At 44.2% G+C, this 24,543-nt stretch carries 24 protein-coding genes and 1 pseudogene; 9 read left to right on the top strand and 16 right to left on the bottom strand.

Features of this window, described 5'->3' with window-relative positions; all coding sequences use genetic code 11:
• Positions 1 to 180: 180 nt before the first annotated feature.
• Positions 181 to 1,131 carry a LysR family transcriptional regulator gene (locus ONZ52_RS06700; protein WP_265217915.1) on the bottom strand — a complete coding sequence of 317 codons (951 nt, stop codon included), beginning with the start codon at positions 1,129 to 1,131 and terminating at the stop codon, positions 181 to 183.
• A gap of 183 nt (positions 1,132 to 1,314) precedes the next feature.
• Between ONZ52_RS06700 and ONZ52_RS06695 the strand changes: the two are divergent.
• A pseudogene (locus tag ONZ52_RS06695) lies at positions 1,315 to 2,731 on the top strand (acetyl-CoA carboxylase biotin carboxylase subunit).
• Positions 2,732 to 2,748: 17 nt separating this feature from the next.
• Positions 2,749 to 4,557 carry a sodium-extruding oxaloacetate decarboxylase subunit alpha gene (oadA, locus tag ONZ52_RS06690; RefSeq protein ID WP_265217914.1) on the top strand — a complete coding sequence of 603 codons (1,809 nt, stop codon included), beginning with the start codon at positions 2,749 to 2,751 and terminating at the stop codon, positions 4,555 to 4,557.
• Between the two features lie 94 nt (positions 4,558 to 4,651).
• Here oadA and ONZ52_RS06685 read toward each other — a convergent pair whose 3' ends face one another.
• The 6 genes from ONZ52_RS06685 to ONZ52_RS06660 all read right to left on the bottom strand — a co-directional run bounded on the left by ONZ52_RS06685 (position 4,652) and on the right by ONZ52_RS06660 (position 9,769).
• Entirely contained in the window at positions 4,652 to 5,473 is an 822-nt protein-coding gene (locus tag ONZ52_RS06685) for a sugar phosphate isomerase/epimerase family protein (RefSeq protein WP_265217913.1), read from the bottom strand.
• A gap of 1 nt (position 5,474) precedes the next feature.
• Positions 5,475 to 5,891: a hypothetical protein gene (locus ONZ52_RS06680; protein WP_265217912.1), complete on the bottom strand. Its 417-nt coding sequence runs from the start codon at positions 5,889 to 5,891 to the stop codon at positions 5,475 to 5,477.
• Positions 5,833 to 6,228 carry a hypothetical protein gene (locus ONZ52_RS06675; protein ID WP_265217911.1) on the bottom strand — a complete coding sequence of 132 codons (396 nt, stop codon included), beginning with the start codon at positions 6,226 to 6,228 and terminating at the stop codon, positions 5,833 to 5,835. Before ONZ52_RS06675 ends, ONZ52_RS06680 begins: the two co-directional genes overlap by 59 nt.
• 194 nt (positions 6,229 to 6,422) lie before the next feature.
• A complete protein-coding gene (locus ONZ52_RS06670) occupies positions 6,423 to 7,406 on the bottom strand; it encodes an aldo/keto reductase (RefSeq protein ID WP_265217910.1) in 984 nt (327 codons plus the stop codon).
• 75 nt (positions 7,407 to 7,481) lie between these two features.
• On the bottom strand, positions 7,482 to 8,429 hold the full coding sequence (locus ONZ52_RS06665) for a Gfo/Idh/MocA family oxidoreductase (protein WP_265217909.1): 948 nt from the start codon (positions 8,427 to 8,429) through the stop codon (positions 7,482 to 7,484).
• 125 nt (positions 8,430 to 8,554) lie between these two features.
• Entirely contained in the window at positions 8,555 to 9,769 is a 1,215-nt protein-coding gene (locus tag ONZ52_RS06660) for a LysR family transcriptional regulator (RefSeq protein ID WP_265217908.1), read from the bottom strand.
• A 248-nt stretch (positions 9,770 to 10,017) separates the two neighbouring features.
• On the opposite strand from ONZ52_RS06660, the gene ONZ52_RS06655 reads away from it, so the two are divergent.
• The 6 genes from ONZ52_RS06655 (at position 10,018) to aroQ (ending at position 14,610) form a co-directional block, all read left to right on the top strand.
• Complete coding sequence (locus ONZ52_RS06655) at positions 10,018 to 10,356, top strand: protocatechuate 4,5-dioxygenase subunit alpha (protein ID WP_265217907.1); 339 nt, start codon at positions 10,018 to 10,020, stop codon at positions 10,354 to 10,356.
• Entirely contained in the window at positions 10,356 to 11,204 is an 849-nt protein-coding gene (locus ONZ52_RS06650) for a class III extradiol dioxygenase family protein (protein ID WP_265217906.1), read from the top strand. The genes ONZ52_RS06655 and ONZ52_RS06650 overlap by 1 nt, the downstream gene beginning before the upstream one ends.
• A gap of 179 nt (positions 11,205 to 11,383) precedes the next feature.
• Complete coding sequence (locus ONZ52_RS06645) at positions 11,384 to 12,238, top strand: shikimate dehydrogenase family protein (RefSeq protein WP_265217905.1); 855 nt, start codon at positions 11,384 to 11,386, stop codon at positions 12,236 to 12,238.
• A gap of 136 nt (positions 12,239 to 12,374) precedes the next feature.
• On the top strand, positions 12,375 to 13,076 hold the full coding sequence (locus ONZ52_RS06640) for a GntR family transcriptional regulator (RefSeq protein WP_265217904.1): 702 nt from the start codon (positions 12,375 to 12,377) through the stop codon (positions 13,074 to 13,076).
• 132 nt (positions 13,077 to 13,208) lie between these two features.
• Positions 13,209 to 14,084, top strand: coding sequence for an AEC family transporter (locus ONZ52_RS06635; RefSeq protein WP_265217903.1), 876 nt, complete (start codon positions 13,209 to 13,211; stop codon positions 14,082 to 14,084).
• 55 nt (positions 14,085 to 14,139) lie between these two features.
• Positions 14,140 to 14,610: a type II 3-dehydroquinate dehydratase gene (gene aroQ / locus ONZ52_RS06630; protein WP_265217902.1), complete on the top strand. Its 471-nt coding sequence runs from the start codon at positions 14,140 to 14,142 to the stop codon at positions 14,608 to 14,610.
• On the opposite strand, the gene ONZ52_RS06625 is transcribed toward aroQ, so the two are convergent.
• Together ONZ52_RS06625 and pcaQ are read right to left on the bottom strand one after the other, a co-directional pair.
• On the bottom strand, positions 14,582 to 15,523 hold the full coding sequence (locus ONZ52_RS06625; protein ID WP_265217901.1) for an AEC family transporter: 942 nt from the start codon (positions 15,521 to 15,523) through the stop codon (positions 14,582 to 14,584). The genes aroQ and ONZ52_RS06625 overlap by 29 nt on opposite strands.
• A gap of 35 nt (positions 15,524 to 15,558) precedes the next feature.
• Positions 15,559 to 16,524 carry a pca operon transcription factor PcaQ gene (gene pcaQ / locus ONZ52_RS06620; RefSeq protein ID WP_265217900.1) on the bottom strand — a complete coding sequence of 322 codons (966 nt, stop codon included), beginning with the start codon at positions 16,522 to 16,524 and terminating at the stop codon, positions 15,559 to 15,561.
• A 331-nt stretch (positions 16,525 to 16,855) separates the two neighbouring features.
• Here pcaQ and ONZ52_RS06615 point away from each other — a divergent pair, with 331 nt between their 5' ends.
• Positions 16,856 to 18,709 (top strand): bifunctional sugar phosphate isomerase/epimerase/4-hydroxyphenylpyruvate dioxygenase family protein, encoded by a 1,854-nt coding sequence (locus tag ONZ52_RS06615; protein ID WP_265217899.1) that lies wholly within the window; start codon positions 16,856 to 16,858, stop codon positions 18,707 to 18,709.
• A gap of 122 nt (positions 18,710 to 18,831) precedes the next feature.
• On the opposite strand, the gene ONZ52_RS06610 is transcribed toward ONZ52_RS06615, so the two are convergent.
• The 7 genes from ONZ52_RS06610 to ONZ52_RS06580 all read right to left on the bottom strand — a co-directional run bounded on the left by ONZ52_RS06610 (position 18,832) and on the right by ONZ52_RS06580 (position 24,485).
• Complete coding sequence (locus ONZ52_RS06610; protein ID WP_265217898.1) at positions 18,832 to 20,253, bottom strand: methyl-accepting chemotaxis protein; 1,422 nt, start codon at positions 20,251 to 20,253, stop codon at positions 18,832 to 18,834.
• Positions 20,250 to 20,966: a PDC sensor domain-containing protein gene (locus ONZ52_RS06605; protein ID WP_265217897.1), complete on the bottom strand. Its 717-nt coding sequence runs from the start codon at positions 20,964 to 20,966 to the stop codon at positions 20,250 to 20,252. Before ONZ52_RS06605 ends, ONZ52_RS06610 begins: the two co-directional genes overlap by 4 nt.
• 416 nt (positions 20,967 to 21,382) lie before the next feature.
• Positions 21,383 to 22,255, bottom strand: coding sequence for a tripartite tricarboxylate transporter permease (locus tag ONZ52_RS06600; protein ID WP_265217896.1), 873 nt, complete (start codon positions 22,253 to 22,255; stop codon positions 21,383 to 21,385).
• A complete protein-coding gene (locus ONZ52_RS06595; protein WP_265217895.1) occupies positions 22,209 to 22,547 on the bottom strand; it encodes a tripartite tricarboxylate transporter permease in 339 nt (112 codons plus the stop codon). Before ONZ52_RS06595 ends, ONZ52_RS06600 begins: the two co-directional genes overlap by 47 nt.
• Positions 22,517 to 22,885, bottom strand: a complete 369-nt coding sequence (locus tag ONZ52_RS06590; protein WP_265217894.1) for a tripartite tricarboxylate transporter permease — start codon at positions 22,883 to 22,885, stop codon at positions 22,517 to 22,519. Before ONZ52_RS06590 ends, ONZ52_RS06595 begins: the two co-directional genes overlap by 31 nt.
• Before the next feature lie 7 nt (positions 22,886 to 22,892).
• The gene (locus ONZ52_RS06585; protein WP_265217893.1) at positions 22,893 to 23,408 is read right to left on the bottom strand and encodes a tripartite tricarboxylate transporter TctB family protein; all 516 of its coding nucleotides are present in this window, start codon (positions 23,406 to 23,408) and stop codon (positions 22,893 to 22,895) included.
• An 84-nt stretch (positions 23,409 to 23,492) separates the two neighbouring features.
• Entirely contained in the window at positions 23,493 to 24,485 is a 993-nt protein-coding gene (locus ONZ52_RS06580; protein WP_265217892.1) for a tripartite tricarboxylate transporter substrate binding protein, read from the bottom strand.
• Between the last annotated feature and the right edge of the window lie 58 nt (positions 24,486 to 24,543).

The raw sequence follows: 24,543 nt of genomic DNA, 5'->3' as shown, positions 1-24,543 counted from the left end.
TGTAATGCTTGGGTTTAATGTGTGATAAGTGTCACATACGTGTGATGTTTGTTAATAGTTCACTTAGTTTGAGTAACTCTTTGTCATTGGTTGTTTGCTTTTTAGCAGGAAAAAATGATGGAGGAGTGAACTGGCTACACAAGGTGTTGGTTTTGTCTAACTGTAATGACCTTGCGTCTACTACCTCTCAGCCATTCGGGAAAACATGGTTTCAAACTGACCAATATTTTGTTGGATGTAGTCAATAAAGGAGCGCATTGTCGGCGTTGGATGACGGCCTTGGGGATGGATCAAGCACCAAGAGCGACGAAGAGGGAAGTCTCTGATCGGCAGTTCGATTAGGGAACCCAGTGTGAGCTCGGAAAGAACGCCTAATTTGGGTAAAACCGCGACACCTAGTCCGGCTATGACGGCGTGTTTTATGGCGTCATTGGAGCCTATTTCCATACCTGCTTGCAAGCGAACGCGTTGCTTTTGACAATGCAGTTCGAGTGCTAATCGACTGCCTGAACCCGCTTCTCGCAGTAGTAAGTTGTATTCTAAAAAGGTATTTAGTGAGACATCTTCTAGAGCAAGAAGAGGATGGTTTCGTGGCACGACAGCGATTAACTCATTGTTCAAAAAAGGTATGCTAAACATGGGTTTATCGTTTGGCACCAATCCCATAATGGTTAATTCATCATGACTTTCATTGAAGCGTTCAATCGCGGCGGCACGATTCATAATTTCTACGTTTACTGTCACATTTGGATGCAAGCTGGTATACGCCCGAAGTAAGTAAGGTACTACATGTTGTGCCGTACTGACTGCTACTAAGGTTAATTCACCTGATATTAGCCCTGTTTCAGCGGATAAGTCTTGCTGGAATCGCTCGATTTCATCAAACATAACATGAATGCACTGAGCTAAGCGTTTGGCTGTGGCTGTGCTGTAAAGCTGGCGGCCGACGTATTCAAACAAGGGTTGTTCCAGTGCTTGTTCAAGCTGTCGTATTTGATTGCTAACCGCAGGTTGAGTCAGGCCGAGCATGTCGCCAGCTCGACTGTAGCTATTTAATTCATAAACACACCTAAAAACTTGTAATTGTCTAAAAGTGAGTCGGTTGACTAAACTTTGTACACTTTGAGGCATTGTTTTTGTTTCCTCTTGCGTTATCCATTAACTATGTATCACGAATAGCTTATACATAAATATCGTAATATCAATTTCTACTTTGGTTGATCTTTGAGTAGTCTGAATATTCAGAGATATTTGTACAAAAGTTGTGCTGGCGACGTTGTACAGTGATCTCTTCAAATAAGAAAGGAGTGACTCATGTTAAAAAAAGTGTTGATTGCTAACCGAGGTGAAATTGCGGTTCGTATCATTCGCGCTTGTGCAGAGGCTGGGATTCGCTCTGTGGCGATTTTCACGGAACCGGATCGATATGCCTTGCATGTCAAACGGGCGGATGAATCTTATTCGTTGGGTGAGGACCCTCTTGCGGGTTATTTAGACCCTTTGCGTTTGGTTAACCTAGCCATCGAGACCGGCTGTGATGCGATTCATCCCGGTTATGGTTTTTTGTCTGAGAACGCGCGCTTTGCCGAGCTATGTGAGCAAAAAGGCATTGCTTTTATTGGGCCTCATTCTTCTGTTATTCATAAAATGGGTGATAAAACTCAAGCCCGCGATAGTATGCGTGCGGCAGGGATTCCGATCACGCCAGGCTCCGAAGGGAATTTAGCGAACCTTGATGAAGCATTAAGTTTGGCAGGAAAAATTGGTTACCCGGTGATGATTAAGGCCACCTCTGGTGGTGGCGGTCGAGGTATTCGGCGCTGTGATACACCAGCAGAATTAGCCTCGCAGTATCCTCGTGTTATTTCAGAAGCGACCAAAGCTTTTGGTTCTGCAGAAGTATTTTTAGAAAAGTGCATTGTTGATCCTTGCCATATTGAGGTCCAAGTATTAGCCGACTCTCAAGGTAACGCCGTGCATTTGTTTGAGCGTGATTGTTCGATACAGCGTCGTAATCAAAAATTGATCGAAATTGCGCCGAGTCCACAACTTACCCCAGAACAGCGTCAATATATCTGTGATCTCGCGGTGCGAGCCGCCAAAGCGGTGAATTACGTCAATGCTGGAACGGTAGAGTTTTTGTTGTCTGGCAACGAAGTCTATTTCATGGAAATGAATACCCGAGTACAGGTTGAGCATACGATTACCGAGCAAATTACAGGGGTTGATATTGTCCGTGAGCAGCTTCGTATTGCTGCAGGCTTGCCCCTTAACTTCCGCCAAGAAGACATTGCCTATCGTGGTTATGCGATGCAGTTCCGCATTAACGCGGAAGACCCCAAGAACGATTTTTTACCCAGCTTTGGTCGTATTACGCATTATTACGCGCTCGGGTGGGCCTGGGGTGCGTGTTGATACCGCGATTTATACGGGTTACGAGATTCCACCTTACTTTGATTCCATGTGTTTGAAGCTGGTGGTGTGGGCATTGACATGGGATGAGATGGTGGCGCGTGGTCGACGCGCTATTGATGATATGCGTTTGCATGGCATTAAAACCACCGCCAATTATTATCAGCAAATTCTGAAACACCCAGATTTTATCAAAGGGAAATTCAATACTGGATTCGTTCCCGCGCACCCTGAATTATTAAATTATTCCGTGAGACGCCATCCAAGTGATATCGCTTTGGTATTGGCAGCCGCTATTGCAGCGCATGTTGGTCGATAATCCGCAGGAGGAAGAAAATGAGTCAAGTGAAACAAACAATACAAGTGACAGATGTGACCTTGCGCGATGCTCACCAATCGCTAATTGCCACTCGTATGCGTACGGAAGACATGCTACCTATTTGTGAGAAACTTGATCAAGTGGGTTTTTGGTCTTTAGAAGTGTGGGGCGGCGCGACCTTTGACGCGTGCGTACGCTTCTTGAAAGAAGATCCTTGGGAGCGTTTACGCCAATTGCGTGCGGCTTTACCAAATACCCGTTTGCAAATGTTATTGCGTGGTCAAAACCTATTGGGTTATCGCCATTATGCCGACGATGTGGTGGAAGCCTTTGTGCAAAAAGCGGCCGATAACGGCATTGATGTGTTTCGTGTATTTGATGCACTAAACGATTTACGCAATATTGAAACCGCGATGAAAGCGGTGAAAAAAGCCGGTAAACATGCCCAAGGTACGATTTGTTATACGACCAGTCCTGTGCACACGCTGGCGTTATTCGTCGAGCAAGCCAAAGCGATGCAAGCTATGGGCGCAGACTCTATTGCCATTAAAGACATGGCGGGGTTACTAACGCCTTATGCGACTTATGATCTGGTGAAAGCCATCAAAGAAGCGGTCAATTTACCCTTGGTAGTGCATAGTCACTCGACGTCAGGCTTGGCACCTTTGTGTCAGCTTAAAGCCATTGAGGCGGGGGCAGATCGTATTGATACCGCGATTTCATCTTTTGCCAGCGGCACCAGTCATCCAGCCACTGAGACTCAAGTGGCGGCTTTGAAAGATACCGATTACGACACGGGTTTAGATTTGACCTTGTTGTCAGAAATTGCCGATTACTTCCGTGATGTTCGTAAAAAGTATCATCAATTTGAAAGTGAATATACTCGTGAAGATGTGTCTGTACAGATCAACCAAGTACCGGGTGGCATGATGTCCAACTTGGCGAATCAGTTGAAAGAGCAAAATGCGTTAGACAAGATTCGTGAAGTGTTTGCCGAAATTCCTCGTGTTCGTGCCGATCTTGGTTATCCGCCTTTGGTCACACCAACGTCGCAAATTGTGGGGACACAAGCGGTTTATAACGTGTTGGCTGGTCAGCGTTACAAAACCATCACCAACGAAGTAAAGCGCTATTTATTGGGGGGTTACGGTCAACCGCCAGCGGCAGTGAATCCTGATGTGCAGAAGAAAGCGGTAGGTAATGAAGCGGTGAACGACGCGCGTCCGGCGGATTCCTTGTCGCCAGAGCTATATAAGTTGCGCAATGAAATCGGTGAGTTAGCGAAATCAGAAGAAGATGTACTTACTTTTGCTATGTTTCCTGAGTTAGGCCGTGAATTCTTGCAGCAACGTGCCGATGGCACCTTGGTTCCTGAAGTCTTGCTACCGCCAGAACAAGCGGGTCAAGGCGCCGCGGCAGGTGGTTTAGCAACTGAGTTCAAGATTGATGTGCATGGTGAAGTTTACAATGTGGAAATCACGGGTGTCGGTGACTTTGGTGTTGGTAAACGCAAGTTGTACCTGTCTTTGGATGGTATGCCAGAAGAGGTAGTATTCGAATCGTTAAACGAATACGTGTCTGACGGCGGTTCTGGTCGATCTCGTGCGACAGTGCCGGGCCATGTTAGCGCAGCGATGCCGGGCAATATCATTGATGTCCTGGTGAAAGAAGGCGACACAGTGACTGCAGGTCAAGCGGTGCTTGTCACGGAAGCGATGAAGATGGAAACCGAAGTACATGCCAACGTGACGGGTACGGTAAAAGGCGTTTTCGTTAAAAAAGGCGATCGAGTCACACCGGGTGAGATGTTGATAGAGATTATATAGTTCAGACTTTGTCATAAGACGCTAATGAAATAGAGTCTAAAAAGGCCGCTTTGCTACTTTAGAAAGACGGCCTTTTTTGCTTTTATCCTTGTCATTAAAGAAACGTCTGACAAGCTTCTTGAAAGTCACTTATACGAGAGATTAATTCATCGTTTTGCAGGTTTTTATAAATGGCGTTATTGGCAAAAATTGAATAGTCACCACGATAACCTTGTTTATGCAGGTGCTCTATTAAGGTGACAATGCTGCTTTCGTAATAGCCATCTCCTGGGATTAAACGCTTGTGATGATAGGTTTCGATCTGATCTTCAAGTGAATAGGTCATACTGCTATTGAAGTCCGAGCATTGTACTAAAAAAATATCTGATGTCGGAATTTCTTCAAGAACATCAATCGCTTCTGACTCGCTCAGGAAATGAAATGTATCAATGACTAACCCAAAATTTGGGCTGTCCACATCTCGGCAAAATGTGGCGGCGGCTTGATAACTGCCAATATAAGGCGACCAAGGCAACGCTTTTAAAGCAATTTTAATGCGATAAGGAATAGCCAAATTCGCTAATGCTCTAAGGTCAGCTAAAATTTGGTTTGTGTCTATATTTTTAGATCTAATGGTTGGCGGCATCACAACCAGTAAACGACAATCCAGTTGCGCTAGGGTTTTTAGGTAGTTGCGAGCTAAGTCCATATCGTATTCATGAATATGATTTGTATTTCCACCAAATTCTCGCAAGCTAGAGGCACTGCTGATTTTAATGCCATTGCGTTTGGAGAGTTCTGCGATGTGTTCGATATCTCGTTTATCAGCGCCAAAATCCGAGTGTGTTAGGTCAACTTTGAAAAAGCCTGCTTGAGCCAACGCTGCAAATTTTTCTTCCAACGTACTATGAAAAAGGTTAGCTGCAATGGACAGCATATTAGATTACCTCTATAGCAAAGGCGCGATCATCATTGGTGAAAGCTTGATGGCGAAGTGGGCTGTTTTCATTCGCTTTGAAAGTGATTTTGCTAAAAAATTCAGTATTGTGTTGTTCGGCTGAAGATTCTACAAAACGCAAGCTAGCGGCGTGTTTGCCTGGAAGCTGCAAGCTAGCTTCATCTTTTGCCTGAAAGCCAAAAAGACGTTCGAAGAAGGTTAAGCAAGTCTGAGTTCGGTCAGGATCAATTTGAATGGTAAATTCATGGAAGTGAGATAGTGAGCCATGTGTTTTTTCAGAGGTGCTTGGAATGGTTTTAAAGTCAATGTCATAAACACTTAAGTCATCACGTACCTGATCAACTAAATAAATTAGAGTGCTGCCAATTCCTTCGATACCTGGAATATTGACTTCCATTGAAGCTCGAGTGGTTGGAAGAATCCCAAGCTCCTCGTTTTATGAATTCTGCATGAGCAGTAGAAGCATCGTCACATTTGAAGGCGATCGCAAAAAGTGCGATACCCATTTCGCCCACATAGGCTTCTAGTATCGGATCTTGAGAGCAGTTAATGATTATTTTTAGCTGATTTTGTTGAAATAAGAATACATCCTTACGTCGATGCTTGGCGCTAAGGCTAAAACCTAGTTCAGTCAGAAGAGGTGTTACGCTTTCTAAAGAAGGCGCGACGATCTCGATAAACTCGATACCCAGTAAATTCGCAGTAGATACAGGTGAGATGTCGTTTTGATCCATAATACGGCCCAAAGAAGTCAATATATTAATAGTGGCTAGGTTGTCTTATGAACAAGCTAACGTATAACCCTTTTAACATATAAGTAGGATCGCAGGGACGCAAATAAAAAGTGATATTTAGCTATGAAGAAATGATCCAATCGAATCTCAAAAATATTATAGATTCGATTGGATCATAGGCAAGCTGTAGAGGGTTATGCGAACTCTTCAGTGTCTATTTCCGCTTGTTGTGCGGCGGTATAACGTGTGCCATGTACATTATGTTGATTAATCATCTCGTCTAGTAAGCTGACTTGTTTGGCATCCAGCTTTAATTGCGCTGATTCAAAATTGTCTTTCATATGATTAACCGAACGAGTACCCGGAATAGGGACAATATTTTTATCTTTTGCAGTGAGCCAAGCCAAAGCCAGTTGTGATGGTGTGCAACCGATGTCTTTTGCTAGAGCAAAGTAATCGTTTAATAAGGCAAGATTGTTTGGGTAATGCTCTGCATTGAAGCGCGGCATATTGTTACGAATATCTTTGGCTTCTAAATCCGCCACGTCTTTTAATGTGCCCGTTAAGAATCCGCGTGCTAAGGGACTGAAGGCAACAAAGGTAATGTCTAGTTTTTTACAGGCTTCTAACACGGAAATTTCTGGGTTACGTGTCCATAAAGAATATTCTGATTGAATCGCGGTAATCGGGAATTCGTTATGAGCGCGAGTTAGCGTTTCAGCGGACACTTCGGATAAACCGACAGCGCCAATTTTGCCTTCTTTTACTAACTCACCCAGAGCACCCGCGCTTTCTTCGATGGGCACATTGAAGTCGCGGCGATGTAAATAATACAAATCGATATGGTCTGTTTGCAGGCGCTTTAGGCTGTCTTCGCATTGTTTGCGAATGTTTTCTGGTCGACCATTAATCTCTTTTTTGCCATCGACCATTGCCATGCCGCATTTGCTGGCAAGGAAAAACTCATCACGGCGGTCTTTCAGTGCTTTACCGACTAAAAGTTCATTATTGCCACCGCCATATAATGTGGCTGTATCAAAATGACGATAACCCATCTCAAAGGCTTGATGTAGGGCTTTTATTGCTTGTTCTTCTGGAACCGGTGAGCCGTAGGCATGGGATAAATTCATGCAGCCTAGGCCGATATTTGGATTGGTTAAATGAGGGTGTTTTGACATAACAATATCCTTAATAAAATAGGGAGCCTAGGCTCCCCATTTGAGTTTTGTTGAGTCACTTTAAAGTATTGTGGCCTAGGCTTCTAGGCATTGTTCTAAGCGATGTAGGGTTTCCATCGCTTCGATTGCCTGTGTCACACAAGCATTTGGCGCACGGCCTTCCTGAATCGCGGCAATGAACTCACGATCTTGTAGCTCGATGCCGTTATTTGACACCGCTACACCAGAGAGATCAATCTTGTTCTCGCTGCCGTCAAATAGATCGTCGTAACGTGCGATATAGGTACCGTTATCGCAAATGTAACGGAAAAAAGTACCAAATGGGCCATCGTTATTGAAGGACAAAGACAAGGTGCAAATCGCGCCATTCGGTACTTTCATACCAATACTCATGTCCATGGCAATGCCAAGTTCAGGATGGATTGGGCCTTGCAGTGCTTGAACCTTACTGGCTGTTTCGCCAGTTTGGTATTGGAATAAATCCACTGTATGGCAAGCATGGTGCCATAATAGATGGTCAGTCCAAGAACGCGCTTGACCAAGGGCATTTTTGTTAGAACGGCGGAAGAAGTAGGTTTGCACGTCCATTTGCTGAACAGTCAGTTCACCCGCCATGATTTTGTTGTGAATCCACTGATGGGATGGATTAAAACGGCGAGTGTGGCCTGCCATCGCCACTAGGCCCGTTTTCTTTTGTACTTCGACCACTTTGCGAGCATCTTCGATGTTATCTGCCATGGGGATTTCAGACATAACATGTTTGCCCGCTTCAAGGCATTGAATAGTTTGTGCGGCGTGCATTTGTGTTGGGGTCGCTAGAATAACAGCGTCCACGTCGTCACGAGCCAAACTCTCGGCTAGATCTGTGGTGTAGTGAGGTACGCCGCGTTCTTGCGCGAACGCTTTGATGGCGTCTATTTTGGTGCCAACCACAGAAACAACCTCTGCGCCTTCTATGGCCGCAATGGCGTCCATGTGTTTCATGCCAAAAGCACCTGATGCACCAGCGATACAAATTCTCATTAGTTGGCTCCTGTTTTTATTAGTGAATAGAATAACAGCTAACAAATTTAGCATCCGAGAGCCGATGGGGGTAATCCATAAACCGCATTAGCCATTCATTTTTTGCAATCTGTTTTCTCTCAGGGTTAGCGAAAGTGTTCAGATATTTCTCGCAATAAGCTGAGAAAGTGGGACTGGGTCACCGTTGGAAGCCAGCTTTTTCGTACACAAAGCCCAATTGGTCGGCGAGTATGGTCCAGTGGAAAATCGATGACATTCAGTAATTCAATATTAATTTCTCGCTCCACTTGGTGTGCTGAAATCAGGGTCAGGCGGTCACTTTCGATTAATAATTCACGAATCAATATCTGTGAACTGGATTCAACCAACCTAGTGGGTAACGGAATGCCTGCATCATGAAAAATATCTTCGAAGGCCTGCCGAGTAGGGGTACCTTTGGCAGGAACCACCCAAGCAAACTGCGCTAGCTCTTTGGCACTAACTGGGTGTTTGCTCATTAAGGGATGGTCTGTGCGAGCAACAACCGACAAAGGAGGTGCCCATAGTTCTTCTTGGACCACATCGTCAGCAGGGGAAGGGTAGCGTAAAGCCCCTAAAATAATATCGATGTCACCTTGGCGTAGGTGATGTAATAAGTCGGCATAGGGGCCTTCGGTAACATTGATGTTAACGTCAGGATGGCGCTCGTTAAATTGCAAAATGGATTTAGGTAAAATGGTCATGCGCGCCAAAGGCATACTGCCAATGGTGATGGTACTGACATCTTTGAATTGCAAGGCGTTGATCTCGTAAATGCCTTGGCGTAACTCGCTAAAAGCAAGTTTGGTGGCTTTTGCTAAGGTTTGTGCCGCTTTTGTTGCATTCGTTCCAAGGCTGTTTTTTTCAAACAATACCACCCCAAGTAAGCGCTCTAAATCACGTGCAGCGCGATGAATAGAGGACTGAGAAACCGCCAAATTGCGGCTGGCAATACTAAAGTTTTGCGCTTCACAGACGGCAATCAGGACTCTTAGTTGTGTCGTGCTGATTAAAGCCACGAGATTTTTTTGTACACGCTCTTTTGGCGTGTTGTCTTTAACGATGTCGAGTGTGGCGTTTTGGATATGATTGATTGCTCGGCTAACGCGTTTTTGCCATACCTCGCCAGACGGTGTGGGATGCATACCATCGGAATGGCGCTCAAATAGGGCCGCGCCTAACAATCCCTCTAATTTGGCTATGGCTTGCGTAATAGCTGGCTGCGATAAGAAGATAGTTTCAGAAGCACGGGTAATGCTTTTTAATTCTGCTACCGCGAGAAAGACTCGCAAATGTCGTAGGTTGGGAATTGCGATCTCCATAAGACCTCCTTATTATTTTAAATAGACTATATCAAAAACGAATACCAAAGGAATTAAAATGAAGGATTAATACGCCAAATTTTCCTATATATAGCGACCATTATGCTATCCAGTTAAATTTTACGTTCTATTTTTTAAATAGGAAAACTTAGATTTAGATCAAGGTTTGTACTGCTCTTTTGTTCTTATACTCGCCACTAATGGGACTTTATACCGTTGAATAAATAATCTTATAGCGAGGTAACAGAATGAGTCAGATTCCAGGCAATATTATGTTTGATGGGCCAATGGCGACAAAAGGCTATCCCCTTAATAAAATGTGTTATTCCTTCAATCATGCCGCGGCAAGAGCGGAATTTTTGTCAGATGAAGAGCGCTATTGTGAAAAATTTGGCCTAACAGTGGAGCAAAAACAGGCGGTAAAGGGGCGAGATGTGATTGCTATGCTAGAAGCGGGTGGCAGTATTTATTATCTGGCAAAATTTGCTGGAATTTTAGGGTTAAACGTTCAAGATGTTGGTGGTTTACAAACGGGTATGACGACAGACGAATTTAAAGCGTTCTTAATACAGCAGGGGGACAAATAATGGCGAAAATACTTGGCGGCATCGCCACATCCCATATTCCCGCTATTGGTGTCGCGATGGATAAAGGTCTTGAGCAAACACCTTATTGGAAAGATTTCTTTGACGCCTATCCGCCTGTACGAGAATGGCTCTACGCGCAACAACCTGACATTGCCGTTATTTTTTATAATGACCACGGGTTAGAGTTTTTTCATGATCGTAAACCGACGTTTGCTATTGGTGCTGCTGCTCAGTATGACAATGCCGACGAAGGTTGGGGGATTGCTGAAATTCCGCCTGTGACAGGTGAGACAGAGCTGTCTTGGCATATCATTAATCAATTGGTCGAGCATGAGTTTGATGTAACCGTTTGCCAAGAAATGAAGGTAGATCACGGTTTGACGGTTCCTCTGACGCTCATGTGGCCTGGTCATCAATACGGTCATATTAAGGTGATCCCGATCGCGATTAATTGCGAACGTCATCCAATGCCCAAACCCAGTCGTTGCTTTGATTTTGGCAAGGCGATTGGTGACGCTATTCGTTCTTACTCTGGCAATCAAAAGGTTGTGGTATTTGGGACTGGGGGATTGTCGCATCAGTTGGATGGTCAGCGAGCAGGCTTTATTAATAAAGCGTTCGATCTGTATTGCATGGAAAAAATAGTGGATGAACCGGAAGCACTCATTAAATTTTCTAACTTTGATTTGGTTGAACAGGCAGGTTCTCAAGGCGTTGAACTCAATATGTGGTTGGCTATGCGTGGCGCATTGCAGGGAAAATTAATTGAGTTGCATCGTAGTTACCACTTGCCTATTTCCAACACAGGTGCTGGTTTGCAATTATTGGCAACAACGGAAGCGGTTTAAGGATGTCTATTTTGATATAATTTTTCCAATCAAAATACATGTCAAATTGTCATACAACAAATCATGAGTTTTGGTATACGCTTCCTCTATCTTTGATAAAGGAAGCGTTTTTTTATCCTTTATGACTCAACTATTAACGTGATGACATTCCTTTTGGGAATACGTTGGAGGCAATTACAATGTTACATTTAGGTCTAATCGGTCAGGCGATTGCTGCTTCTCGATCTCCCTCTTTACACATGATGTTAGGTGAACTAAAGCAGTTGCCCGTGGATTACCAATTGCAGGTGCCTGAAGACGATAGCGCTGAGTCTTTTAAGGCTAAATTGGCTGAAATTCGTGCTTTGGGGTTTGTTGGTACAAATGTGACGTTTCCCTATAAGCAAATTGCTATCGACAGTGCAGACGAAGTGAACGATGCGGTAAAAAAAGTGGGTGCCAGTAATACCTTGCTATTAAAAGACGGCAAAGTGTGTGCATTTAATACTGATTACACGGGATTTATTCGCGGTTATAAAGGTCGAGTGGGCGATTTGCCCGCTGGTAAAGTGTTGATGATAGGCGCGGGTGGTGTAGGGCGTGCGATCGGTTTTGCCTTGTTTGAAGTGGGCGCCACAGAAGTGTGGGTCACCGATTTGAGTGAAAGCAGCGCGCAGTCTTTGGTCGACGCGATCAATGACGCAGGCTATAAAGCCCGTGTTATCGCCAAAGAGGATATTGCCGAGGCCGCAGCTCAGGTTGATGGGTTGGTAAATTGTACGCCTGTCGGTCATTTGAAAAGTCCAGGTATGCCTTTGGCTGCGGAATGGATTCAAGATCAAAAATGGGCGTTTGATGCCGTTTATACTCCAATGGATACAGAGTTTTTGGTGGAAGCGAATAAAAAAGGCCTACAAATCGTGTCTGGTTTTGATTTGTTTTTTTATCAAGGTATCGATGCTTTTGAGATTTTTACTGGACAACAAGTCACGGATGTTAAGCCTGTTTGGGATCAGTTCCGTGAAAAGTACGATGTTGTTAGTTCGTTGATCTAGTGGCTATTTCCCCTATTAAATGAATGATAAAAAGGCGCCACATGGCGTCTTTTTGTTTCGCTATACATTAGAATGTCTTAGCTCGTGATATAGTGCAGAGATCTTACAAAACAATAAAAGGCCCTTATAAATTTCTATGATTAACTCCGATGATCGCAAATTAGTGGGGCAATCCGTCTATGAGCAACTGCGTTCAGATATCGTAACGGGCAAACTTGCTCCTGGTGAAAAGCTTAAATTAAACGCCTTGCGCTTGCGTTATAGCGCTAGTGTCAACACGTTACGTGAAACTCTGATGCGACTTGTGTCCGATGGTTTTGTGCTGTTTGTCGATCAAAAAGGGTTTTCTGTAAAGCCTGTCTCGACTGCCGATTTATGTGAGCTATTAGAGTTGCGGCAGATGTTAGAGTTATCTGGGGTGCGCAAATCCATGGCAAATAAAGTGGGTCATATGGAATGGAAATCGGCTTTAATCAGCGCGCATTTTCGTTTGAACTGTGTTGAGAAACTGATGATGGAAGACGAGGCGGGGCATGTGCAGGCATGGGAAAAAGCTGATCGAGACTTTCATATTACCATGGTGGCTCATTGCGGCTCTCAACAGCTTATCCGTTACCATGCTTCGGTAATCGAGCTTTATATGCGCTATCAGGTGTTGGCTTTGCATCGTCGACCCTTTCGGGGACAGGCTTCAATGGAAGAGCATCATCAATTGTTGAAATACCTTCTAGAAGATGACACTGAGAATGCGCTATCGATACTGGATTCGCATATTCAAAAAGGCTTAACGCTGCCAGATCTCAGCAGTGCGCCATCTAAAAGCAGAGTGCCGGCCTGAACTGGTTTTATGAAACAAAAAAAACAGCGCGAAATTTATGAGATGATCATGATGACCTCAATAAGGAGCTTTTTATATGGCAGCTGTCATTAATATTATTGCCCCCATTTTTTTCTGATACTGGTGGGTTTTGTGAGTGTGCGTTTTTCTTTTCTTCCACAAGCTGCCATACCTGGTTTGAGCCGTTTTGTGCTGTACCTTGCTTTGCCTGCGTTAATTTTTATGAAGTTGTCCAGCATGGAGATAACAGAGGTTCTGCATTTTGACTATCTTGCAGTGTACGCAGCGAGCGGCTTAGCGACTTTTTTTATCATTGTGTTGTTGAGCTGGCGATTGCTGAAAAGCGGTCTGGTTGACGCGGGTGTTCGAGGGGTTGGTGCAACCATGTCAAACAGTGCCTTCATTGGTTTTCCTGTCTTATTACAGTTTTTTGATTCGTCTTTGACTCAGGCCTTTGTCATGTCATTGATGGTGGAAAATATTATTTTGTTACCGATTTGCTTAATTTTTATTGAAACCATGTTAGGTAAAAGTCAAAACAATGAAAGAAGTCTCTTTGTTTTTGTTTTAAAGCGAATCTCAACGAATCCCTTATTAATTGCTCTAGCTGCTGGCTTAGTGTTTTCCCTGTTTGAGTTGCGTCTGCCGAGTTTTATGGGGCGAGGATTTGATTTGCTGGCCGCTGCGGCTTCATCTGTCGCGTTGATTGTGATTGGTGGTTCTTTGGTTGGTGTGTCCATAAAAGGGCAATGGTCACCCATTTTACTGGTGGCGACAGGCAAGTTGGTATTATTTCCAGCGCTCGTCGCCTTCCTTTTGTTACTGACGCCTGCGATGCCAAACGATTTAAAGATAGCGATTATTATTTTTGCTGCTGTGCCTATGTTTAGCTCTTATCCGATCGTTTGTGGCGAGTATGGTGAACGGAGTTTCTGTGCGAGCACTTTATTGATTACCACCGTGTTGTCATTTTTTACCTTGAGCGTCTTGCTGCGCTTCTTTGTTTGAAAATAGGCTAATGCGATTGATTGAATATTCATGTTGATTTATAGGAGAAATGATTATGTCTACTATCATGGTGTTGAACGGCCCAAACTTAAACTTACTGGGTACTCGTGAGCCAGCAACGTATGGTTATGAGACCCTAGCGGATGTGGAAGTGATGTGCCGTGAGGCCGCACAGACATTGGGCCATGATGTGGAATGCCATCAATCTAACCATGAGGGTGTATTGATTGATTTGATTCATGAAGCGGGCCGCCGTATTAAAGCGGGCGAAGTATTGGGCGTAGTATTCAATCCAGGTGCTTATACTCACACATCTGTTGCGCTTCATGATGCAATAAAAGGCGCTGATGTACCCGTGATTGAAGTTCACATCTCCAACGTACACGCTCGTGAAGCCTTCCGTCATCACTCTTATATTTCACCTGCAGCAGCAGGTATTGTCGTGGGTATGGGCGTGCAAGGCTATGTATTGGGTATTCAGGGATTGGTGCATAAGTTTAGTTCAACCCCATCAAAGACAAAATAACCGCGAGTGTAATGAATGACATCAGTGTGGTAATCAGTAATGTGCTTGCGCACAGAGAGCGAAAACCATATTGGCTGCCAATAATCGGATAGATACTCATCATGGGAACGGCCGCAATTAAGATGCCACCAAGCAGAAGGTTGCGGTCCATTTCTGGCATAAAGAGCGCCACGACGGCAATCATCAACGGATGGAGGACGAGTTTGCCAGTGGTGACAAAACAAATATCTTTGGCATTGCCAGTTAGGCTGGTACCGACTAATGAACCACCCAGTACAATCAGTGCGAGTGTGGCGGATGCGCCGGATAACATGACCAATACTCGATCAATCACCGCGGGCAGCTCTAGGTGAAATGTCGACGCTAATACCCCGCCAGTAACAGCTAAAATTAACGGATTTTTGATTAGCCTTTTTAGTACGCCATAGAAGAGATGAGAGGGTTTTAAGCCTTGTCCTCTGGACGCACTGACTTCTAGCATCACAAACATTATGGGAAGAACCAGAATATTCTCGACAATTAGGGACATGGCAAACGCTGCAGTGGGAGGGTTGCTAAATGCCAGTAACATCACTGGATAAGCGAAGAATGCGGAGTTCGAGCAGGCCATTCCCGCGCCTTTTATTGTGCTCTCAATAAAAGAGCGCTTCATGAATTTTAAGCTGATCACCAGACCAATTAGCAGGGTTAGCACGGAGCCAATCGCATAAGTGGCAAGATACGCTGGGACAATAACCTCATCAAACTCCATTCGAGCCAAAGTACTGAAAATTAAAGCTGGAAGCGTGAAATACATGACGATTTTTGCCATGCCAGCAATGGTGTCACTAGGAACCAACTTAACGCGAACCGCCAAGTATCCCAATATGATCATGATAAAAATAGGCGTTGTGATGGCGATAATGGTCAGCATCTAGGATTCCTGTCTTAGTACCTTAATTTAGCCACTTAAATGACAGGGCTGTCTTTATGGTGATGATCAATGGGTTTGTAATAGCTGTCTAAGGTTTTAGCCGTATCTCGGATGGCATTCATAAACAGCTTTAGTGCTAGTGATGGAACCGAGTCTGCGCGTGTGGTTAAGCCAACGGCCCCCAAGGTTTCTTTGGTATCAATGGGTAATTCGTCCAATTCTCCGTCGGCGATTTCTCGAGCCACAACACCGCGTGAAATAATCCACACGGCATCATTATTACGAATAAACTCTTTACCAAACGAGTCTGACACTGTGTCGATTCGATCCGTTAGGGTGCTAACGCCTTGAGATAGTAAAAAACGATCTACATAGGGCGCGGTAATGGAACCTTTTGGTGGATAGAGTACGGTATAGTCAGCAATATCACTGATTTGAAAATTGTCTTTTGTTAGTAATGGGTGGTTTGGGCGAACCGTGAATGCCACTTGTTCTGAGTACAGGTGTTGAAATGATAAGCCTGACATGGCTTCTGGAACGCCTAAGCGCCCAACAACTAAGTCCAATTCGCCAACTCGCAACTGGCTCATTAATAAAGCGTTCGGGCCGGAGACCAAATGCAATCTAACATCGAGGCCGCCAGTGCGAAAACGTTTAACGGATTCTGGTAGAATGCTGGTCGCAACGGTTGGTAATACACCAATACTGATACGGCTAATGCCTTTTTGCTGTGCCTGAGCCACTCGTTCGGTGCCTTCACGTAATGCGGCGACACTGGTACTGGCATGCTCTAGAAATACTTTTCCAAAAGGTGTGAGTTCTACACCTTTTTTACTGCGTTCTAAAAGTCTGACACCTAGAATATCTTCTAGCTCTTTGAGTTTTTTTGAGACAGCTGGCTGGGTAAGAGCCAACACATCAGCAGCGCGAACCACGCTGCCTTGACGTGTCACTTCCAAAAAACATTGCAGATGGCGGTATTTAATACGGTTTTCTAGCATAAAAAGTCTCCCATGGTACACGCCTGGTTTCAGCCGCTGCTAATTGGCTATTAGTTAGTCAGCTACTTAATAAGGAAACACAAAGGAATCAGGCTCATTATAAGCGCTAATAAGGGAATAATTTTCCTCTATTACACTCCTATGTTGTGCTATTGAAAAGAGGGTATGTATTCCTTTTTCGATATATTTTTGGCACTTTATTTCATTCTTAATAGGACTCTCAATACAAAAATCTTGTGCTAGCATCAATCATATTAGTTATAGCAGAAGAAAACATATTTGCTTTCACATATCGTTTTCGTTATGAAATGTTGACAGTCAGGGCGTAAGAATGAAAACAGCACTCGCAACCGTTACCTTATCTGGCACGCTGAGAGAAAAGTTTGAAGCGGCTGCAAAAGCTGGTTTCCAAGGCGTGGAGATCTTCGAAAATGACTTAACTCAGTTCGATGGTTCGCCAAAAGATGTGCGTCGTATGGCGCAAGATTTAGGCTTGGAAATTATTGCTTTACAGCCATTCCGCGATATGGAAGGTATGCCTGAGCCAATGCGCTCGCAAAAGGCAAAGATGTTGCAGCACAAAATCGATGTTGCTCATGAGTTGGGTACGAATCGTTTGTTGTTTTGCAGTAATGTGCAGCCTTATTCTTCTGCGGATCGTGACGTTTGCGCGGCGGACTTATTTGCTCTTGCTGAAATAGCCAAAAAAGAAGGCATTATGCTGGGTTATGAAGCTCTAGCTTGGGGTTACCATATTGCCGATTATCATCAAGCATGGGATCTGGTGAAACGTGTTGATCACCCGAACTTGGGGATTATTTTAGATACTTTCCACATGTTTTCCCGTGGTAACACCTTAGATGTTCTGCGTGATGACATTCCGCTAAACAAGATTGCGCTCGTGCAAGTGGCCGATGCGCCAAGTCTGCAAATGGACGTGTTGCAATACAGCCGACATTTTCGTTGTTTCCCTGGCCAAGGTGATATGCCAGTGGTCGAGTTTCTTCAAGTTTTGAAAGACAAAGGCTTTGATGACTATTTGTCTCATGAAATTTTCAATGACGAATTCCGTTCTTCTTCACCACTAGAAAAAGCCATCGATGGCATGCGTTCATTGATTTGGCTCGATGACCAAACAGTGAGTAAGCGTGAAGAAAAAACCGCGCCGATTGTAGCGCCACAAGTCAGTGATGTTGAGTTTATTGAATTTGCCATTGAAGGCGAAAGCGGAGAGGCGCTGACTAATACCTTGGCTCAGTTGGGTTTCCATGAAACCCATAAACATCGCTCTAAAAACGTTAGCTTGATGCGTCAGGGAAATATTAACCTGATCCTCAACCGCGAACCGAAAAGCCAGGCCCACGAACATTTTCAGAAGCATGGTGTGTCTGTTTGTGCGATGGCGTTTGCCTCTGAAAATGTTAAAGCCACTTTGTCTTTGGCAGAACGTTATCGTGTTGAGCGTTTTGATAATCAGGCCGGTCCAGGTGAATTGAATATTCCTGCACTGCGTGGGATTGGCGATAGCTTGGTGTACCTTGTTTCAGCCGACGCCGCTGTACGTTTTTTTGAGGTGGATTTCAAACCGATTCAAGGCATTCAAGGTGAAACGGGGGTTGGCTTAACGCGCTTTGATCATATTGGCCAAACGGTTTCCAATACTGACTTTTTATCGGCGACGTTCTTTTATAAATCCTTGTTTGGGTTTGATATCGATGCCAGCCAAGATTTACCCGATATTCATGGCTTGGTGGTGAGCCGAACCGCTCTTAGTAAGGACAAGCGGGTGCGTATTCCATTGAATATGACCAATGCTCGTGGCGCTTCGGCACAGCGTTTCATCCAGAAGTCTAAAGGCTCAGGGGTGCACCAGATTGCGTTTGCTTGTGAGGATGTTTTTGCAGCTGCAAAAAACATTGATAGTGAGAAACAGCTGCCTATTCCTCAGAATTATTATCGTGACATCGAAGCGCGCTTTGGTTTGTCGCCAGACCTGATTAAGAAATTGCAGTCACATAATATTATGTACGATAAAAATGACGAAGGTGAATTCTTTCATTTCTATACGGAAGAAGTACATGGTGTCTTTTTTGAAGTGGTACAACGTGTGGGTGGTTACAGTCGCTACGGCGAAGCGAATGCGTTTGTTCGTCTTGCCTCACAGGCGCGCCAAGAGAAAAAATAAGTCATTGTCATTGCGGGGAATGATTTGTTTTAGGCGTATCCTTTTGTGAGGAAATTATGCCGGAGGAAGGAAACTTCCTCCGGTTTTTTTTCGTCAAAATACCCAGCACTAGAGACTGTTTATTATTTGGTGGTTACTTGAAACTGACCAACCAGTGAGTTTAGCTTCAAGGCGGATAACCCAACACGGGATGAACGTCTTTGTAGTGCCGCGATTGAGCGACGCATTTGCTCTGTTGCCGCGCCCATTTCATGTACGGTTTTTGCGTTTGTCTTGTTGCTTTCATTCAATAACAAAATGGCTTCAAACATGGTGTCGACTAGGTCGTACAAAGCGCTGTCGCTGATATTGCTTTGTTCATTCGCGATGAGGTTTTTATCGACGTTTTCGGCACCTTTTTCCATAAAGCTCACCGCGCTGCGTGTTTCTTCCTGAATACCTTCTAGCATGGTTTGTATCTCTTCTGCTGCTAAAGCGGTTTTAGAGGCCAAACTACGAACTTCGTCGGCCACGACAGAAAATCCTCGGCCATGTTCACCGGCTCTGGCGGCTTCTATGGCGGCGTTTAGTGCCAACAAGTTGGTCTGATTAGTGATATCAGAAATGGTGGTAATGATACCGGCGACTTCATTTGTCTTTGCATCCAATGATTTAACGGATTCTGCCGTGGCGCGAACGACATCGCGTATTTCTTGTGTGCCAGCTTTGGCTGCTTTAAGACGGGACTGTGTTTCTGCTGCGACTTGATCCATGGCTTGCTTCAAATCATTTGCCGTCTGAGATGCACTTTGTACTTCGTCTATTTGTTGCTGAAACACGTTCAGCATGTTTTCAACGGTGGACTCAAGATAGTGAGAAGCTTGGTTGGCTTCCTCATTGGTGCGAATCATAAACTCGTTAGACTTTTTGACGTTATTACTGGCCGAGATGACTTGTCCCATGGTGTTGTCGAGATTGTCAATAAAGCTGTTCATCCAGCGTCCCATGTCACCGGTTTCGTCGTTGGCTAGATCGTCATCAAGGCGCTGTTTTAGGTTGCCTTCTCCTTCGGCAATGGTTTGAATGACTTCTGTCATCTGACTCATGCTACGACTAATTTTTTTAGTGCTGAAACGATGGAAGAGGATTCCCGCTATGCCTAAACTGGCGAAGGCGATTAAGCTCGTTGGTAGAATGGATAAATCGGTGTAAACCTGTAGTAAACTACTGATGACAAGCGGCACACTGGAGGCTAGTAAATAGCTTCTCATCAGTTTTAAATTGATGGAGCGGCGGCGATAGACTTCTTCTAAATCACCTTCACACATCATCCCCCACGTATCTGGGCTGCCTTTCAGTTGAAAAGTCACCCCTTTACCGATAACAGGAATGTGTCGGTAGTCGGAATAGCCTGGGTAAGTCACAAAAAGATTTTGACCCTTCTTAATCGTTTCTCGCACACCTGGGTGCAACTCTTTGGTGGCAGGATCGGTAAAACGAATTTCAAATTCAGTATGTTTTTGAACCCTAACGGTACCAAATTGTGTATTGATTCCGCTTTTCAAGTTTTCACCATGGCTGAAGGTATTGTCTTCAAAGCGGGAACGAGACAGAGCGGTTCCGGGAGTATCGAGGGATCGAATTCGGACTTCACCATAAACAAATAGTTGTCGCCAGATTCCTTATAAATATGCCCCGCTTCGCGTTGGATAAGATCACCGATAACATCATTGGGAATTCGGGCACATACAGCACCTACGCTAATACCATTTTGTTTAATGGGGAGATAAAACATTAGAGTGACCGCATCGTGAAATTTTGAGCTGGATGCGCCAATCGTTAAAGTATTTTGGTCGATATAAGGACCATGTATAAATGGCGCAAGCAAGCCAGCCGCGACGGCTTTTGGCGATAAGTCGGTTTTTTGTATTCGGCTTTGGAAGGTGGATTTGAGTACTTGCCCCTGAGCATCGATAACAAAATATTCAGAGACATCAGGGACGATATTTAAACGTTCTTCTAGTGTTTCTTGTTCGATAATTGGAAAGGTAGTAGAGATAATTTCCAGTAAGACGTCTAACTGAGACCATTGGGTATTCACCCAAGTGTTGAGTAGCTTTACTCTAGTGCTGGCAATATTTTCGAAGGTTTTTTCTATGTTTGGGTAGGTGTTTTTATTTAAATAACATGACCAAAAAAGTGAAAACCGTCCAGTGTTGCCAAACCAAGGTAGCCATTTGCGCTCTTTTGCTGAAAGTAACATCTGATTGCTTTTCAAACTCATCTCTTTTCTGCTCCATTGCATTAAGCACTACGTCGTTGCAGATGCTTAGGGGACCTTAAAAAGAGCAATTTTTTTGCCATAGTTTTTTATATATAAAACTTTAGTTTGATATTCTGCGAACAGATAAAAGTGCATTGGCATTTCACTGGATATGACTTAAAAAGCAGTGAATTATTAAAAGAGTTGTTTTTTTACATTGCACCAAAATGGTGTTTTTCGTCCGTTTCGCTTTATGGTAGGGCGTTTTTGTCGACATTTAGAAACATTTTGCCGCTTTTGGGTAAGCCAATAAGATTAAAAACAAGTAGGGCGGCATCGGTAAGAGGAATAAGCTAAACCCTCAGCCCGTTATGGCGTTAAATAACAGGTTGAGGGTTTAGCTGTTGCTTGAGTGATTTGTATTTATGGATTCAGCGAAAGAGTTTTCGCTTTAACCATTTAGTCCAAATTGGAGACTGTGTGAATAGAATTAATACAATCACACTAAAGAGTACGGTAGAAAGGGGGCTGTGGAATAGATTGATAAACAAGTCACCGATATTGCCTCGTTCTGACAAAATGGCACGACGCCAATTTTCATCGGTTAGTGAGCTTAAAATTACCCCTAAAATGACTGGCCCAACAGGGAAGCCATAGAGGCGCATAAAGTAACCAAACACACCAAAAGCCAGCATCCACCAAATGTCGGTAATGGCATTATTAATCGCATACGCACCGACAATCGACAGAAGGAAAATGAGTGGGATTAAGATGCCTTTTGGACATTCGACGATTTTCGAGAACAATTTGATGCCGGTTAAACCAAAGATCAGCACGAAAATATTAGCTAAGGTTAAATTGCCAACGGTAAACCAAAACATATGAGGTTGTTCGATGAGCAACAAAGGACCTGGGTTTAAACCATGAATAAACAAGGCGCCAATAAATACAGCGGTTACTGCGTCTCCGGGAATGCCTAGGGTCAGCATTGGTATATAAGCACCACCAACAGCCGCGTTATTGGCCGCTTCTGGGGCGATTAAACCTTCTTTAGCGCCTTCACCAAAGGGGACTTTTGGATTTTTGGTAACACGTTTTGCATGGTCATAGGCCATCAGTGCAGCAATGTCGCCACCCGTTCCTGGTAACGCACCCACGATCACGCCAATAAAAGAGGTTTGCAGGCTAAGAGGCATGTATTTTTTAATGTCTGACCACTTAGGGATAACGCGCGAGATCTTTTGTTTGATGACGGCCTTATTCATGTGGTGCAACTGATGCAAGGCTTCTGAGATACCAAACATACCAATCATGACAGCGACGGGATTGATGCCATCCCAGAGCCTCAACAACACCAAAGGTAAAACGCTCTTCTGCTGTCATTGGATCGAGTCCAACAGTACCAATTAATAGCCCTAACGCACCGGCAAAAATTCCTCTTGCTAGACTGCCACCCGATAGAGAGCCTACCAGCATAATGCCTAAAATCCCCAGCATCATATAATCACGAGGCTGGAATGTGATGGCAAATTCGCTCACTGTGGGTGCCGCAAGTGCTAAAACGATTATGCCAACAAAGCCACCGACGACAGACATGACTGTCGATAAGCCGATCGCTTCTCCAGCGAAGCCCCTTTTTTAGCTAAAGGATAACCGTCTAATGCCGTCGCAATGGCCGAGGGCGCACCAGGGATATTTAATAAAATGGCGGTGCGAGAGCCACCGTAAACACCGCCCATATAAACACCGACCATTAAACAAAGTGCGTAATTGACGTCCCATGCAAAGGTAAACGAAATCAGAATAGAGACTGCCATGGTAACGGACAGGCCAGGGATTGCTCCGACATAAATCCCTAAAAACGTACCAAGTGCGGTTAAGCCTAGTAATTCTGGTGATAGCCAAGACATGGCAAAATAATGTAACGCATCCATAAAGTGACTAGCTCCACAAAGATTTTATTGAGGATAAAATTTCGCGTTCTGGGACGATGCCTTCAGGAAGCACGACTTGGAAAATTAAGCGAAAAATGATGTATACGACAATCAAGGCCAGCAAGCTTATTGTCAGTGTGGTTAGTACACTACGTCGATATAAAAACTGGATAGAAATGAACAAAAAGACAAAGCTGGAAAGCACAAAGCCTAGACTTTCCAAAACGACGGAGTAAATCAAAATTAACGCCATAATAATGGCAACAATAGGCGGAAAACAGTGGTACGCGAAACGAACGTTTTCGGCCGCAGGTAGCTTTAGAGTATTCAAAAAAGTAACACAGGAAGCCAATACCATGGAGGCAGAGGCAGCCAGTGGGAATGCACCTGGTGAGCTGAACGAACTAAATCCTGAAATGGCATAAGATTGCCAAAACAGATAAACACTACCTATAACCATTAGAAGGCAAAAAATGCGTTCTCCTGGTTTACGGGTTTTTACAAAGGGGGACTGGCTGGACATGGTAACTCCAGATAAAGCAAGGAAACAAGACGCGTTTACTCCATGTAAACCGCGTCTAGGGGTTAGATTATTTGTATTCCAACCTTATGGTTTACGAATACCAAACTCTTCTGGTGAAAATTTACTAAAGCCTGCGTCGTGTACTAACCAAGAAGAGGTTGAACGATAAGCGTCAAGGAAGTAATTGGCTTCATCACCAGAAATATTCATGATGGTGAAACCACGTTTTTGCATAAGATCCACAAAGTCGCTATTGAAAGCGGCTTTTTGAAAAGCCGCTTGTAATTTTTCTACCGCTTCGTCTGGTGTGCCTTTTTTCACGAACACTCCAAAGAAAGGACCCCATGGCAAGTAAGACTTCATACCTGGCAAGGTGTCGGTGATAGGTGCAAGATCTGGCAGCAGCTTGCTAGATTCTACATCGACAAGACTGATGGCTTTCATTCGTCCAGCCTTAATTTGTTCGATAGTAGCACCAAGTACAGCTGGCATGACGTCAATCGCACCACCCTGAAGCGCTGTTAGCGCTGGGCCATCACCATTATAAGGAATGCTGATGTAATCCAGTTTGACTTGAGAGTCCAACATCGCTGTCACAATAGAGGTTAATCCGCCAGGGCCTGTAGAACCGAATTTCACTTCACCTGGATGTGCTTTTGTATAATCAATAAGCTCTTGCATGTTGTTAAAAGGCGCATCGTTATTTGCGACAATAATTGGCGTCCCACGAGCCAACACATTGATCGCAATCATATCGCTATAGTCGATGTCCGATAGTCCTAAAATTTTATACATCTGAGGGTTTTCTGCCCCCATTAACAATGTATAACCGTCGGCGTTTTTCGCATCAACGAATTTGGTCGCTATGGCACCAACACCACCTGTTTTATTGGTCAGGATGATACTGGTTCCAAGTTCTTTTTCGACATGAGGTGTAATAGAGCGCATTACGGTATCAGTTGAACCGCCCGCGCCCCATTGGATGATGCCTTGTATGTCTTTCGTCGGATAATCCGCAAAACTTAGGCTTGAAGAAAGGGAAAGTGCTGCTAGTAACGCAATCGTTGTTTTTTTCATTATTGGCCTCTGTAGCGTCCATTGTAAATGGATTTGGCTTGGTTAATTTTATTATTAT

Origin of the sequence: Marinomonas rhodophyticola (assembly GCF_026113935.1) — a bacterium.
GTDB lineage: Bacteria > Pseudomonadota > Gammaproteobacteria > Pseudomonadales > Marinomonadaceae > Marinomonas > Marinomonas rhodophyticola.
The sequence above is the reverse complement of the archived record's forward strand: the minus strand, read 5'-3'. Positions and strand labels throughout refer to the sequence as shown.

Excerpts from the sequence above, each read along its gene's own strand:
- ONZ52_RS06700 (WP_265217915.1), bottom strand. The coding sequence starts at position 1,131 with ATGCCTCAAAGTGTACAAAGTTTAGTCAACCGACTCACTTTTAGACAA.
- oadA (WP_265217914.1), top strand. The coding sequence starts at position 2,749 with ATGAGTCAAGTGAAACAAACAATACAAGTGACAGATGTGACCTTGCGC.
- ONZ52_RS06685 (WP_265217913.1), bottom strand. The coding sequence starts at position 5,473 with ATGCTGTCCATTGCAGCTAACCTTTTTCATAGTACGTTGGAAGAAAAA.
- ONZ52_RS06680 (WP_265217912.1), bottom strand. The coding sequence starts at position 5,891 with ATGGAAGTCAATATTCCAGGTATCGAAGGAATTGGCAGCACTCTAATT.
- ONZ52_RS06675 (WP_265217911.1), bottom strand. The coding sequence starts at position 6,228 with ATGGATCAAAACGACATCTCACCTGTATCTACTGCGAATTTACTGGGT.
- ONZ52_RS06670 (WP_265217910.1), bottom strand. The coding sequence starts at position 7,406 with ATGTCAAAACACCCTCATTTAACCAATCCAAATATCGGCCTAGGCTGC.
- ONZ52_RS06665 (WP_265217909.1), bottom strand. The coding sequence starts at position 8,429 with ATGAGAATTTGTATCGCTGGTGCATCAGGTGCTTTTGGCATGAAACAC.
- ONZ52_RS06660 (WP_265217908.1), bottom strand. The coding sequence starts at position 9,769 with ATGGAGATCGCAATTCCCAACCTACGACATTTGCGAGTCTTTCTCGCG.
- ONZ52_RS06655 (WP_265217907.1), top strand. The coding sequence starts at position 10,018 with ATGAGTCAGATTCCAGGCAATATTATGTTTGATGGGCCAATGGCGACA.
- ONZ52_RS06650 (WP_265217906.1), top strand. The coding sequence starts at position 10,356 with ATGGCGAAAATACTTGGCGGCATCGCCACATCCCATATTCCCGCTATT.
- ONZ52_RS06645 (WP_265217905.1), top strand. The coding sequence starts at position 11,384 with ATGTTACATTTAGGTCTAATCGGTCAGGCGATTGCTGCTTCTCGATCT.
- ONZ52_RS06640 (WP_265217904.1), top strand. The coding sequence starts at position 12,375 with ATGATTAACTCCGATGATCGCAAATTAGTGGGGCAATCCGTCTATGAG.
- aroQ (WP_265217902.1), top strand. The coding sequence starts at position 14,140 with ATGTCTACTATCATGGTGTTGAACGGCCCAAACTTAAACTTACTGGGT.
- ONZ52_RS06625 (WP_265217901.1), bottom strand. The coding sequence starts at position 15,523 with ATGCTGACCATTATCGCCATCACAACGCCTATTTTTATCATGATCATA.
- pcaQ (WP_265217900.1), bottom strand. The coding sequence starts at position 16,524 with ATGCTAGAAAACCGTATTAAATACCGCCATCTGCAATGTTTTTTGGAA.
- ONZ52_RS06615 (WP_265217899.1), top strand. The coding sequence starts at position 16,856 with ATGAAAACAGCACTCGCAACCGTTACCTTATCTGGCACGCTGAGAGAA.
- ONZ52_RS06600 (WP_265217896.1), bottom strand. The coding sequence starts at position 22,255 with ATGTTTGGTATCTCAGAAGCCTTGCATCAGTTGCACCACATGAATAAG.
- ONZ52_RS06595 (WP_265217895.1), bottom strand. The coding sequence starts at position 22,547 with ATGTCTGTCGTCGGTGGCTTTGTTGGCATAATCGTTTTAGCACTTGCG.
- ONZ52_RS06590 (WP_265217894.1), bottom strand. The coding sequence starts at position 22,885 with ATGGATGCGTTACATTATTTTGCCATGTCTTGGCTATCACCAGAATTA.
- ONZ52_RS06585 (WP_265217893.1), bottom strand. The coding sequence starts at position 23,408 with ATGTCCAGCCAGTCCCCCTTTGTAAAAACCCGTAAACCAGGAGAACGC.
- ONZ52_RS06580 (WP_265217892.1), bottom strand. The coding sequence starts at position 24,485 with ATGAAAAAAACAACGATTGCGTTACTAGCAGCACTTTCCCTTTCTTCA.